Raw genomic sequence first — 13,576 nt, 5'->3', positions numbered from 1 at the left:
GTGGATAATAGAGAAGAAGGTATAGAATCATGTTTTATTAAAAAACTAATGAAGACTAAAAAGCTGAGGCGACTGCCCAGCTCCGACAAGCATAAGAGGAGGCACGTAGGGAGGCGCTCTTTCCTCCCGTAGTGGCTACACTTATGACCTCGAGGAGCTAGGAGCCGAAGCTAGATTGAATAAAAAGCTGAAACTGATTTAGGGAACGAAGACTAAAATCGCCACGTCCTGTGGCAACGTCTTCATGACCTACATCCTGTAGGCCCGCGAGGAGTATAAGACAGGATCTCGGAAGGAGGTGTACTTCCCTCCTGCAGAGGTCATGCTTATGTCCTGAGCTTCTAGCTGTTGAAGCTAGATTAAATAAACCTTGAATGCGGTAGATTTTGGCATACAGAAACTTAATTGAACTAATGGAGAATTTTCTGTACAATAAAACGAGTGCAAAAATAGGAACATAAAAGTGAGGAGAGATCCATATGGGAAAAGTTTATGTGTTTGACCATCCGTTAATACAGCATAAGTTAACATTTATCCGTGATAAAAATACGGGTACAAAAGAATTCAGAGAATTGGTAGATGAAGTATCTACTTTAATGGCTTTTGAAATCACCCGAGATCTCCCGTTAGAAGAAGTGGAAATTGAAACGCCAGTCAGCAAATCAACATCTAAAACAATTGCGGGTAAAAAAGTAGCCATTATCCCTATTTTACGTGCTGGTCTTGGTATGGTTGACGGCATGATTAAAATTATTCCGGCAGCAAAAGTTGGACATGTAGGTTTATACAGAGATCCAGAAACATTGAAACCAGTTGAGTATTATGTAAAACTTCCTGCTGACGTAGAGGAAAGAGAATTTATTGTAGTTGATCCAATGCTTGCGACAGGTGGATCTGCTGTCGATGCCATTAGCGCAATCAAAAAGCGCGGGGCAAAAAATATTAAATTCGTTTGTCTAGTTGCTGCGCCTGAAGGCGTTAAAGCAGTGGAAGAAGTCCATCCGGATGTCGATATTTTCATCGCTGCACTTGATGAAAAATTGAATGATCACGGCTATATCGTTCCAGGTCTAGGTGACGCGGGCGACAGATTGTTCGGAACAAAATAAAGATAATTTATAGAGGTGTTCATCAGCCGTTTCTGACTGATGAATACCTCTTTTTTTTGCGGATAATTGACTCGTCTTAGATCAAGTAAGTTCTCTGGGCGATACCTCAACTACACCGCTTTAAGGATTCCAGCATATGCTATTCAGGCATAAAAATATGCTGTGATAGCAGAACTGATTTCATTAAAAGCCTAAGATTTTAAATGTTCATCGCGCTCTTTTTTGATTTCTTGAATTCTCTTTATTTCTTCCTGATATTGTTCCTCGACTTCTGATGTGGCCGGAAGGAAGGATTCATTATTATAATCAACCCTTTTTCCGTAACGGATCATTTCATAAATGATCATACCATTATTAGGTTTTCCGTTAATTGTATGCATTGGTATAACGTCAAACAGAACATAATAAATCGCATAGAAAGCAAAGCGATCCCAAAATGTCTTGAACTCCTCAATAAAATGGTTGGCAATTAAAAAGTTGATGAGGAGGGCGATGGATAGGTTCATTAAAATCGGACCTAGATAGATGCAGATGTAAGCAAACTTACTCTTGCGCTTTAATTCATCATACGAAAACCAGCTATATAAGTGGTAGTATTTGCGAATATCGATCATTCCAATTTTTTTGATACGGGGGCCGGAACCAATCGTAAGTCTCGGATTGATTACGCCAAATAACCAGCTGACTAACAGATAGCCTGTCTCCCGAAGAAAAACAACGACAGGCAAGATGATAAAGGCAGAAATCACTAATGACGTAAGATCGGCCAGACCAAACATAACTCTACACATCCTAACTTAAATTACTCATATACCTGACACTCATACCCAGACCTATTTAACATACAAACAGGAAGAATGTGGACATTCATTTTTTTGTAATCAGGAGAATCAATCCATTACCCGAAAATGGAGAACACAGAACAACCACTATTTATTTTTACATGCATAAGAGACTGCCGTTAATCCATTCTAAAAACAAGGATGTGATAATCATTGAAGCAAATTTTAATTGGAGCTTTCATATTTATTCAATTAATAGTATATGCTCCACATAGTTCTGCTGAGGATATAGAGGTGGTGATGATTGAAACAGTAAAAGACACATCAGCTCATCGAGTGGCGAAAGAGCTGATAGAAAAGTATCCAGCAATCAAACCGCGCTATTATTTCAATTTAGTGTGCAACGGCTTTTCTGCTAGCGTACCTTCTATATTAATACCGAGATTAAAAAAGGAAGAATCAGTTTCAGCTATTTTTCTATCGGGTCCAATTAAAGCTACTATTAAAAAGAATTCTCTGCCAAAAGGTCAGCCGCAACTTCAATTCAACCAGCCAATTCAGGCTACGGGCAAAGGTGTAAAGGTCGGAGTGATTGATACGGGAATTGATTATAGGCACCCTGATCTTAAAGCAAACTATAAAGGCGGCTATGATTTAGTGGATCAAGATGAGGACCCAATGGAGACGATGGGGAGCTCTAAAAAAGCAACCATTCATGGGACGCATGTGGCTGGAATTATTGCGGCTAATGGAAAAATGAAAGGGATAGCTCCTGAAGCAAGCATTTATGCATACAGAGCACTAGGGCCGGGAGGATACGGAACAACTGATCAAGTCATTGCTTCAATAGAAAGAGCGGTAAAGGACAAGATGGATATTATCAATCTGTCCTTGGGAGATACGATGAATGGTCCGGATCTTCCTACAAGTAAAGCGCTCGATAAGGTAGTTAAAAAGGGAATAGTGGCTGTTGTAGCAAATGGAAATGATGGACCGGGTATTTGGACGGTAGGTACGCCTGGGACATCAGGGGGAGCGATCAGTGTAGGGGCAAGTTCAGATGCAGGTAAATCGAAGAGGTTGAATTTTACGAAACCATGGGCGGACATTGATTTTCAATTAACAGCAGGCTCCCCCGAGTGGGATTTTTCACATTCTATGATCATGACTTATGCAGGCCTTGGTAAAAGGGAGAATTACGAAAATATCAATGCGAAAAATAAAATTGTGTTAGTGGAGCGGGGAGTAATATCATTTAAAGATAAAGTAAAAAATGCAGTGAATGCCGAAGCTCTGGGTGTAATTATTTTTAATAATGAACCTGGTGAATTAAGCGCTTCTCTCGAAATGAATTCAAAAATTCCCGTAATCACCGTTTCGCAAAAAGATGGGCGAAAAATGAAAAAGGCTCTGGAAAATGGACAACTCACCTGTAGGACAATTGATATAGAAGAAAAAGAGAAATTAGCCTCCTTTAGTTCAAGAGGTCCGGTTATTCATAGCATAGCGATAAAGCCGGATGTAGTAGCACCGGGTGTGAGAATTGAAAGTACGATACCGGGCGGAACGTATCTTTCTTTGCAAGGAACGAGTATGGCTGCTCCTTATGTGGCGGGTGTGTGTGCATTGATTAAAGAGGTTCATCCTGATTGGAGCCCAGAAAAAATCAAATCGGCTTTAATGACCAGTGCTATATCGTTGAAAAATGATAAGGATGAAATATATCATACATTTGAACAGGGAGCTGGTCGGGTAAATGTGAAGGATGCACTGCAAGAGGATACATTTTTAGCTCCGTCATCTGTAACTTTTGGCATGGCAACCAATGGTCGAATGTATAAAGCGAATATAGTAGTAGAAAATAGAAGTAGTAGAAAAAAGCGATATTATTTTTCTATTCCACGTAAGGAAAGATTTATGACATGGAAACTGCCGTTAGCTTTTGTACTTGAAGGAGGCCAAAAGAAGAAACTGGAAGTTCAGCTTGAATTGGATAATTGGAAAGAGAAAAGTGAACTAGATGATGGTTATCTATACCTCAATGAAGCGGGAAGAAATAAGGTGCGCAAGATCCCTTACATTTTTGCAATGACGAAACCTGATTACCCAATTGCTGAAGGGGTAGAGGTTGTTCAAGAGAAAGGCGATCGCAAGATGGAAATAAGTGTTTATTTACCGTTTGGTGCCGATTCTGTAAGATTTACCTTGTATAATGCAGATTCACTTCTTTACATAAAAGATCTAGTAGAAGTGAAAGGTGTTAAAAGAGGGGTACTTAAACAAAAAGTCGACTTACCGGAAAATATCCTCTCAAATTATTACGAAATTGTGACAGAAGTTGAAAAAGACCATCAAAAAGTAGTGCTTAAGAATACAAATTACTTGAAATTTCAGTTAGAATGAAATTTATACACTTATTTTTAACATAATTGATAATTTATTCTAGTATAGGTAATGGATTTCACACCTATCTGAATTGACAATCATTTTTGCCTATTGTATTCTTACATAGGGTATAAATGGTAGGGTTTTCAAATTGACAGACAATTTTCCATTTATATTGTCAATTGTGTTGATTATACACCTCTAATATACATATCTGAGTTGATTCGATACAAAATAATAATCGCAGTGTTTTTCTGCAACGATTTACAATGTCTGCCGGTTTATTATAATTGATCGGCCCAATACTATCGGAATTTTATTGGTAGGTGGCTATAATCATAATCGCTAACAATTGGAACCCCTTATTGTCTCCTGATCGGATTAGTTAGTGAAAGGTGTATATGCTATCCGTTCAAATAACTCTTAATGGAGAAACCTATTCAAATGCTAGAAGTCCACATTGTTTTCAGACGCTATCTGAGGTACACGTTCACCTTATTATCCATTTATGTTATCCTATGGGGAGTAACCCCTTATAAAACAGAAGCCTTGGGAATGACACTTGGCAGTATAATTGGTATTTATAATATTTGGCTTTTATCAAGAAAAACTGCTCAATTAGGTGAGAAAGTGCTTGAGGGAAGCAGCATGAAATCACTTGGGACAATCTCAAGAATGGCAGCTGCAGTTTTAGCTGTCGCCATTGCTATGCGATATCCTGATCAATTTAATGTATTTTTTGTCGTATTGGGATTAATGACGGGTTACCTTGTCATTATGATAGATTTAACAATCCATAACATAAGGCGGGGGGAAAAGAGGTGAATTTAGATTGAATCATGGAGCACCTACAGTCGAATTAATGGGCCTTACTTTTAATCTTGGTAACGTTCTGATGATTACGGTCGCAAGTGTGATTGTATTTTTAATCGCCGTACTGTCGACAAGAAAATTGGCAGTTAAGCCATCTGGTATGCAGAACTTTATGGAGTGGGTCATTGACTTCGTCAGAAACATTATTAATAGCAATATGGACTGGAACACTGGCGGGCGCTTTTTAGTTCTTGGAACGACGCTTATCATGTACATATTTGTTTCAAATATGCTTGGTCTTCCATTCTCAGTTACTTATAACGGAGACCTATGGTGGAAGTCGCCAACAGCCGATCCAGTAGTCGCTTTAACCCTTGCAGTAATGATCGTAGTCCTTACAAACTTCTATGGTATCAAAATGCGAGGCTTTAAAGGGTACAGTAAAAACTTTGTATCACCTATGCCGTTCTTATTTCCGCTTAAGATTATTGAGGAGTTCGCGAATACCCTCACACTGGGCTTGCGTCTATTCGGTAATATTTATGCGGGTGAAATCTTACTCAGCCTACTGGCGGGATCTCTTGCAACAGATTTCTGGAGCAGTGCCCTTGCTATTGGTCCAACCATTGTATGGCAAGGTTTCAGTATATTTATCGGAGCAATCCAGGCATTTATCTTTACGATGTTAACAATGGTTTACATGGCCCACAAAGTCAGCGAAGACCATTAATAATATAAAAAATTTAACTATAGTTATACAAATTAAAGGAGGAACTTCATAATGGATTTGGGTGTTATAGCAGCAGCAATCGCAATCGGTTTAGCAGCTCTTGGAGCAGGTATTGGTAATGGTTTGATCGTATCTCGTACAGTAGAGGGAATTGCACGTCAACCAGAAGCACGTGGTATGCTTCAAACTACAATGTTCATCGGGGTAGCTTTAGTTGAGGCGATTCCTATCATCGCGGTTGTTATCGCGTTCATGGTAATGTAATTGACAATACTGATGGCGGAGAATCTAGGGATTATCTTCGCCATTCCTTTATGTTTACTAAAATCCGGCCGTGAGTTCACGGTTTAAACGTATATGCAATAAAAAAGCAAGCCGTAAAGACTTCTGAAGGGAGTGAAATAGGGGTGTTATTTAATAATTTGGTACTTGGAGCTGCAGCACATAGCGGACTTAATACAGGAGATATCATCTTCCAATTAGTCTCTTTCATCATCTTGATGCTTTTACTGAAAAAATTCGCATTTGGTCCTCTTATGGGCATTATGAAAGAACGTGAACAACACGTTGCGAGTGAAATTGAAGTAGCAGAAAAGAATCGTGCAGAAGCAGCCGCTTTGTTAGAAGAACAACGTACTATGCTGAAAGAAGCGCGCCAGGAATCTTTATCTCTTATTGAAGAGGCTAAGAAACATGGTGAAAAACAACGCGAAGAAATCATCGTTGTTGCCCGTCAGGAAGCTGAACGTGTGAAAGAGTCAGCGAAACGTGAAATTGAACAGCAAAAAGAACAAGCTATGGTTCAACTTCGTGAGCAAGTTGCATCCTTGTCTGTTCTAATTGCGTCTAAAGTGATTGAAAAAGAACTTAGTGAAGCTGATCAACAAAAATTGATTAACGATTACATTCAAGAGGCAGGAGAAGAGCGATGAGTAATACAGTTGTAGCAAAACGCTATGCAGATGCTCTTTTCCAAATTGCCAAGGAAGATAATCAAATAGACCGTTTGGAAGGCGAAATGCGGACTTTGAAGGAAGTATTTCTATCAAACAAGGAGCTTACTTTATTCCTTGAGCATCCAAAGGTATCTATGGAGAGCAAAAAAGACGCCATAAGAACGGCTTTTGCTACTATGTCTCCATCTATTCAAAACCTGTTAATGATTCTTGTAGACCGTCATCGCGAGGATATTGTGGCGACTTTGGCAGATGAGTTTATTTTATTAGTAAACGAATACACAGGTGTAGTCGATGCTAAAGTTTATTCTGTCCGTCCTTTAACGAAGCAGGAACAAGAAGGCATTTCAAAGGTTTTTGCCCAAAAAATTGGAAAACAGGCACTGCGCATTGAAAATATCGTAGACAGCAGTCTTCTGGGTGGAATCAAGCTGCGAATCGGTAACCGTATTTTTGATGGTACGGTCTCAGGTAAGCTAGAACGCTTGGAACGTCGTTTGCTGGGTTAATATTAGAAGTTAGGGGTGAAATTCATGAGCATCAGAGCTGAAGAAATCAGCGCGCTGATTAAGAAACAAATTGAAGGCTATCAATCTGATATAGAAATGAGTGAAGTCGGCACCGTAATCGTTGTTGGTGACGGTATCGCGCGTGTTCATGGATTGGACAACGTCATGTCCGGAGAGCTGCTTGAGTTCTCAAACGGTGTAGTTGGTATGGCGCAAAACTTGGAAGAAAATAACGTCGGTGTTATTATCCTCGGTCCTTTCCGCGACATTAAAGAAGGAGACGAAGTACGCCGTACAGGCCGCATCATGGAAGTACCAGTAGGTGAGGCTATTATCGGACGTGTCGTTAACCCTCTTGGACAACCACTTGATGGTATGGGTCCAATCGCTACAACTGCAACATTACCGATCGAAAACAATGCACCGGGTGTAATGGATCGTAAGTCTGTACACGAGCCTTTACAAACAGGTCTTAAAGCGATCGATGCCCTTGTTCCTATCGGACGTGGACAACGTGAATTAATCATTGGTGACCGTCAAACAGGTAAAACATCTGTAGCGATTGACACCATTTTGAATCAAAAAGATGAAAACATGATTTGTATCTATGTAGCAATCGGTCAAAAAGAATCAACAGTTCGTGGAACAGTTGAAACTTTCCGTAAGCATGGTGCATTGGATTACACAATCGTTGTTTCAGCATCTGCATCTCAACCAGCTCCATTGCTATACTTGGCTCCTTACAGTGGGGTAACAATGGGTGAATATTTCATGCGCCAAGGCAAGCATGTCCTTGTTGTATATGATGATTTATCTAAGCAAGCAGCAGCATATCGTGAGCTTTCCTTGTTGCTTCGTCGTCCTCCAGGCCGTGAAGCATTCCCAGGGGATGTATTCTACTTGCACTCCCGTCTATTGGAGCGTGCTGCTAAATTGAACGACACACTTGGTGCGGGTTCAATCACAGCATTACCGTTCGTTGAAACACAAGCTGGAGATATCTCCGCTTATATCCCAACAAACGTTATCTCCATCACAGATGGACAAATCTTCTTGCAATCTGATTTATTCTTCTCCGGCGTACGTCCTGCGATTAATGCGGGTCTATCCGTATCCCGTGTAGGTGGATCAGCGCAAATTAAAGCAATGAAAAAAGTTGCCGGTACTCTACGTTTGGACTTGGCATCATTCCGTGAGCTTGAAGCATTCTCCCAATTCGGATCTGACTTGGATAAAGCAACTCAAGCGAAATTAAATCGAGGTCAACGTACAGTTGAAGTATTAAAACAAGATCTTCATAAGCCATTGCGTGTAGAACAACAAGTATTAATTCTATACTGCTTGACTCGTGGATTCTTAGATGATATTCCATTGGCTGATATCAGGCGTTTTGAAGCTGAAATCATTGAATGGACTGCACGTAACCACAACGAATTATTTGAACATATCCGCACTACTGGCGATCTGCCAAAAGAAGAGGATATGAAAGCAGCAATCGCTGAATTTAAAAAACAATTTGTTGTATCGGAATAACAGGATAGGCATTTAATAAAGGATGGTGAGAAGAAATGGCATCATTACGTGATATAGATGCGCGTATAAAATCAACGAAAAAGACGAGCCAAATCACAAAAGCCATGCAAATGGTTTCCGCCTCCAAATTGAATCGTGCCGAAGCAAACGCGAAAGCTTTTGTACCGTACATGGAGAAAATCCAAGAGGTCGTAGCGAGCATTGCGAATGGAAGCTCGGATGCATCTCATCCGATGCTGGTCACTCGTCCTGTGAAAAGAACCGGATATCTGGTTATCACTTCCGATCGCGGATTAGCTGGACCATATAATAGTAGTGTCTTAAGAAAAGTTTATCAGACAATCAATGAACGCCATAAATCCCCGGATGAATACGGTATTATCGTTCTTGGGCGGGTGGGAAGTGAATTCTTCCGTATCCGCGGTATGAACGTTATCCAGGAAATGGTCGGATTGTCTGATCAGCCAAGCTTTGATGACATTAAAGAAATAACCGCCAGTACGGTAAAGTTATTCGCAGACGAAACTGTTGACGAAATCTATATGTACTACAACCACTTTATTAGTGCTATTTCCCAAGAAGTAACGGAAACTAAACTTTTACCTCTTGGAAGTGTAGAAAGCGATGCTGTAGCTACACTTTACGAATTCGAACCAAACCAGGAAGAGATTCTTGAAGTGTTACTGCCACAATATGCTGAGAGTTTAATATATGGCGCATTGTTGGATGGTAAGGCAAGCGAACACGCATCACGGATGACAGCAATGAAGAGTGCAACTGATAATGCTTCTGAGCTTATCGGCTCTCTAACATTGACATACAACCGTGCACGCCAAGCTGCAATTACACAAGAAATTACCGAGATTGTCGGCGGAGCCGCTGCACTCGAATAGATAAAATGGAAATATAGATTCGAACATTCACACGGCATAGAGTAAATAGGAGGGAATGGAATGAACATAGGACGCGTTACTCAAGTCATGGGTCCGGTTGTCGACGTTAGATTTGAAAACGGCAAACTACCTGAGATCTATAACGCTCTGAAGATCAACATTTCCAAAGGAGCGCCTGCTGATGAGGCAGAATACCTTACTTTGGAAGTTGCTCTTCACTTAGGCGATGATACGGTTCGTACGATTGCAATGGCTTCTACAGACGGATTAGTCCGTAATGCAGAAGTAATCGATACAGGAGCACCAATTTCTGTACCGGTTGGAGACATAACACTTGGTCGTGTATTCAACGTATTGGGTGAAAAAATTGATTTAGATGCTCCTTTAGAAGGCAACTATCAAAAAGATCCAATCCACAGAGAAGCTCCAAAATTTGAAGAGTTATCTACTGAAGTTGAGATCCTTGAAACAGGTATCAAAGTAGTAGACTTACTTGCACCTTACATCAAAGGTGGAAAAATCGGATTGTTCGGTGGTGCCGGTGTAGGTAAAACTGTATTAATCCAAGAATTAATCAACAATATCGCCCAAGAACACGGTGGTATCTCCGTATTCGCAGGCGTTGGAGAACGTACTCGTGAAGGAAATGACCTTTACCACGAAATGACTGACTCCGGTGTTATCAAGAAAACAGCCATGGTCTTCGGACAAATGAATGAACCGCCTGGTGCACGTATGCGTGTTGCCTTGACAGGTTTGACAATGGCTGAGTATTTCCGTGATGCACAAGGTCAGGACGTACTTTTCTTCATCGATAACATCTTCCGTTTCACACAAGCCGGTTCAGAGGTTTCTGCCCTGCTTGGACGTATGCCATCTGCCGTTGGTTACCAACCAACATTGGCTACAGAAATGGGTCAATTACAAGAACGTATTACATCCACTAACGTGGGTTCTGTTACATCTATTCAAGCAATTTACGTACCAGCCGATGACTACACGGATCCGGCTCCGGCTACAACATTTGCCCACTTAGATGCAACAACAAACCTTGAGCGTAAACTTTCTGAAATGGGTATTTACCCAGCGGTGGATCCGTTGGCATCTACTTCCCGTGCGCTTTCTCCTGAAATCGTTGGAGAAGAACACTATGAAGTTGCCCGTAGCGTTCAATCTACATTACAACGTTACAGAGAGTTGCAAGATATTATTGCCATTCTAGGTATGGATGAATTGGGAGAAGAAGATAAATTAGTTGTTGCCCGTGCACGACGTATTCAAAACTTCTTATCTCAAAACTTCCACGTAGCTGAACAGTTTACTGGTCAAAAAGGTTCTTATGTACCAGTTAAAGAAACTGTTAGAGGCTTCAAAGAAATCCTTGATGGTAAATACGACAACCTTCCTGAAGATGCATTCCGCCTAGTTGGACGCATTGAAGATGTTGTAGAAAAAGCTAAGCAAATGGGCGTTGAGGCTTAACCGAAGGATCTTATAGGAGGGCGCATATATGAGAACGATTAAAGTTTCTGTAGTTACTCCTGGCGGTCCTGTGTTGGATGAAGAAGTAGAAATGGTCAGTACGAAAGCAAAAACGGGGGAACTTGGTATTCTTGCCGGACATATTCCAATGGTAGCTCCACTTGATATCGGTTCCGTTCGTTTAAAAACGGGTAACAATACAGAATGGGTTGCTGTATCCGGTGGATTCATGGAAGTCAACGGTGAAGAAGTAACCATACTCGCACAGTCAGCTGAACGTGCTGAAGATATTGATACTGCTCGCGCCAAACAGGCTAAAGCACGTGCTGAAAGACGACTTCAAGACAGACAAGTTGAAATTGATGCACATCGTGCTGAATTGGCACTTAAGCGTGCTTTAAACCGTCTAGATATTGCTGAACAAAGACAACGTTAAACTGTTGAATAAACTCCAGGGGAGAGGGGCCCCTGGAGTTTTTTTGTACATAACTTGGCAAATGAGAAATATATATAGGATATGAGGAAGGAAGAATGGAACAAGTGGGATGAGAGGACTTTGTCTCTTGCTGTTGGGTCGGTGGGAGGTCGGTCATAGGTCGGTGGTAGATGGGTGAAAGATCGGTGATAGGTATGCGGAAGGTGGGGGAAAGGAGCTCTGGGGTACCTATCAGGCACCTATGCCCTACCTATACTGGGGTAAAGGCCGGTCATAGGTGTGTGAAAGGTGGGGGAAAGGAGCTCTGGGGTACCTATCAGGCACCTATGCCCCACCTATACCGGGGTAAAGGTCGGTCAAAGGTATGTGAAAGGTGGGGGAAAGGAGCTCTGGGGTACCTATCAGGCACCTATACCCCACCTATACCGGGGTAAAGGTCGGTCAAAGGTGTGTGAAAGGTCGTAGAAAGCTCTGCTATCAACTACCTATGAGTCACCTATCATCCCCACCTATCCAATAAAATTGAGATAAAAGTGGTATGACCAAAATCACCATATCATATCGACACGTATATATCAGAATGTTATAATGTATACGGTTACATATTGAATATTTAGAAAATTTTAGTGGGGAAAATGGGGGGATGAGATTGGCATCACTACATTGGTATCAGAACAATTATATAATCGTTCTGGTTTTTTTATGCCTTGGAATATTGCTTCCAATTGTAGCATTGTCTTTAGGGAAGTTATTAAGACCTCACAAACCTACCGACGCAAAAGGTACAACCTACGAAAGTGGCTTGGAGCCCTTTCATGATTCAAGGGTTCAATTTAATGTACGTTATTATATCTTTGCCTTGCTGTTTGTTTTATTTGATGTAGAGACCGTATTTCTTTATCCATGGGCGGTAGCCTATGAAAAATTAGGCGTATTTGCATTAATTGAAATGCTGATTTTTGTGTTGATGCTTGTACTTGGATTACTTTATGCCTGGAAAAAGAAGGTGCTGAAATGGAATTAAAATTGGAAGAGCTCTCTCCAAGGGAGAAGGATGAACTGCAACGTACGATATTTTTGGCAACACTGGAACAGGTAAAGGGATGGGCGAGAGGAAATTCCCTATGGCCACTTACATTTGGACTGGCATGCTGTGCTATTGAAATGATGGCTGTTGGTTCCTCGCATTATGATGTTGATCGATTTGGTTCCTTTTTTCGTACATCTCCACGTCAATCAGACGTCATGATTGTTTCAGGGACTGTGACAAAGAAAATGGCTCCTATTTTAAGAAGACTGTATGACCAAATGCCTGAACCGAAGTGGGTCATCGCGATGGGTTCCTGTGCTACCGCAGGAGGTCCATATGTGCGCTCCTATAGTGTAGTGAAGGGAGTCGACCAAATAGTGCCGGTTGATGTCTATATACCAGGATGTCCTCCCAATCCTGCAGCTCTCATATATGGAATCAATAAATTGAAGGAAAAGATTAAATATGAGGCGAAAACTGGGAAGAAGGTGTTGTAGTTGAGCGAAAAAGACTTATCCCAGCAAAAGAAAGAGGCAGCAGAAAAGGCGAAGGAAGCAGCCAAACAAAAGCTTGCTGAAAAGCAATCCTCCGAGCAATCACCTAAAGCAGATCCTCATCAAGATAAAGATGATATCGCTCTCGCGAAAGCAAAAGCGGCAGCCGCGGCCAAGGCAAAGGCAGCTGCAATAGCGAAGCAAAAACGGACAGAGGGAGAAGTAAACTCTGAGTCCACCACACCGCCAGAGGAAACAGAAAAAGAAAAAGCCATCGCCCTCGCGAAAGCAAAAGCAGCAGCCGCAGCCAAGGCAAAAGCAGCCGCAATAGCGAAGCAAAAACGAATAGAGGGAGAAGCAAACTCCGAGAACGCCACACCGCCAGAGGAAACAGAAAAAGAAAAAGCCATCGCCCTCGCGAAAG

At 41.4% G+C, this 13,576-nt stretch carries 14 protein-coding genes and 1 pseudogene; 14 read left to right on the top strand and 1 reads right to left on the bottom strand.

The genetic code is table 11. From position 1 onward, the window contains the following. Positions 1 to 479: 479 nt before the first annotated feature. Positions 480 to 1,109: a uracil phosphoribosyltransferase gene (upp, locus tag AC4BHP_RS13650; RefSeq protein WP_066109318.1), complete on the top strand. Its 630-nt coding sequence runs from the start codon at positions 480 to 482 to the stop codon at positions 1,107 to 1,109. A 191-nt stretch (positions 1,110 to 1,300) separates the two neighbouring features. On the opposite strand, the gene AC4BHP_RS13645 is transcribed toward upp, so the two are convergent. After that, a complete protein-coding gene (locus AC4BHP_RS13645) occupies positions 1,301 to 1,888 on the bottom strand; it encodes a hypothetical protein (protein ID WP_066109314.1) in 588 nt (195 codons plus the stop codon). Between the two features lie 216 nt (positions 1,889 to 2,104). Here AC4BHP_RS13645 and AC4BHP_RS13640 point away from each other — a divergent pair, with 216 nt between their 5' ends. From AC4BHP_RS13640 to AC4BHP_RS13580, 13 genes and pseudogenes are all read left to right on the top strand, one after another. Then, on the top strand, positions 2,105 to 4,294 hold the full coding sequence (locus AC4BHP_RS13640; protein WP_140461891.1) for a S8 family serine peptidase: 2,190 nt from the start codon (positions 2,105 to 2,107) through the stop codon (positions 4,292 to 4,294). Between the two features lie 426 nt (positions 4,295 to 4,720). Continuing rightward, positions 4,721 to 5,101, top strand: coding sequence for an ATP synthase subunit I (locus AC4BHP_RS13635; RefSeq protein ID WP_066109306.1), 381 nt, complete (start codon positions 4,721 to 4,723; stop codon positions 5,099 to 5,101). 7 nt (positions 5,102 to 5,108) lie between these two features. After that, the gene (gene atpB / locus AC4BHP_RS13630; protein ID WP_066109305.1) at positions 5,109 to 5,819 is read left to right on the top strand and encodes a F0F1 ATP synthase subunit A; all 711 of its coding nucleotides are present in this window, start codon (positions 5,109 to 5,111) and stop codon (positions 5,817 to 5,819) included. A gap of 57 nt (positions 5,820 to 5,876) precedes the next feature. Then, positions 5,877 to 6,083: a F0F1 ATP synthase subunit C gene (gene atpE / locus AC4BHP_RS13625; RefSeq protein WP_066109752.1), complete on the top strand. Its 207-nt coding sequence runs from the start codon at positions 5,877 to 5,879 to the stop codon at positions 6,081 to 6,083. Between the two features lie 143 nt (positions 6,084 to 6,226). Further along, on the top strand, positions 6,227 to 6,751 hold the full coding sequence (gene atpF, locus AC4BHP_RS13620; RefSeq protein ID WP_139892082.1) for a F0F1 ATP synthase subunit B: 525 nt from the start codon (positions 6,227 to 6,229) through the stop codon (positions 6,749 to 6,751). Next, entirely contained in the window at positions 6,748 to 7,284 is a 537-nt protein-coding gene (locus AC4BHP_RS13615; RefSeq protein ID WP_066109301.1) for a F0F1 ATP synthase subunit delta, read from the top strand. The genes atpF and AC4BHP_RS13615 overlap by 4 nt, the downstream gene beginning before the upstream one ends. A gap of 24 nt (positions 7,285 to 7,308) precedes the next feature. Then, complete coding sequence (atpA, locus tag AC4BHP_RS13610) at positions 7,309 to 8,817, top strand: F0F1 ATP synthase subunit alpha (RefSeq protein WP_066109298.1); 1,509 nt, start codon at positions 7,309 to 7,311, stop codon at positions 8,815 to 8,817. Between the two features lie 35 nt (positions 8,818 to 8,852). Next, positions 8,853 to 9,710, top strand: coding sequence for an ATP synthase F1 subunit gamma (gene atpG, locus AC4BHP_RS13605; RefSeq protein ID WP_066109294.1), 858 nt, complete (start codon positions 8,853 to 8,855; stop codon positions 9,708 to 9,710). A 60-nt stretch (positions 9,711 to 9,770) separates the two neighbouring features. Beyond that, positions 9,771 to 11,192 carry a F0F1 ATP synthase subunit beta gene (gene atpD / locus AC4BHP_RS13600; RefSeq protein ID WP_066109291.1) on the top strand — a complete coding sequence of 474 codons (1,422 nt, stop codon included), beginning with the start codon at positions 9,771 to 9,773 and terminating at the stop codon, positions 11,190 to 11,192. Between the two features lie 28 nt (positions 11,193 to 11,220). After that, positions 11,221 to 11,628 carry a F0F1 ATP synthase subunit epsilon gene (locus AC4BHP_RS13595; RefSeq protein ID WP_066109289.1) on the top strand — a complete coding sequence of 136 codons (408 nt, stop codon included), beginning with the start codon at positions 11,221 to 11,223 and terminating at the stop codon, positions 11,626 to 11,628. 649 nt (positions 11,629 to 12,277) lie between these two features. Next, positions 12,278 to 12,652, top strand: coding sequence for an NADH-quinone oxidoreductase subunit A (locus AC4BHP_RS13590; RefSeq protein WP_175354321.1), 375 nt, complete (start codon positions 12,278 to 12,280; stop codon positions 12,650 to 12,652). Then, on the top strand, positions 12,643 to 13,155 hold the full coding sequence (locus tag AC4BHP_RS13585; RefSeq protein ID WP_066109280.1) for a NuoB/complex I 20 kDa subunit family protein: 513 nt from the start codon (positions 12,643 to 12,645) through the stop codon (positions 13,153 to 13,155). The genes AC4BHP_RS13590 and AC4BHP_RS13585 overlap by 10 nt, the downstream gene beginning before the upstream one ends. Then, a pseudogene (locus AC4BHP_RS13580) lies at positions 13,156 to 13,576 on the top strand (NADH-quinone oxidoreductase subunit C); the annotation flags it as partial.

The sequence above is a fragment of the Pradoshia sp. Z4_20 genome (assembly GCF_058216035.1).
Note: the sequence above shows the minus strand (reverse complement) of the source record. Positions and strands in the feature narration are given on the sequence as shown.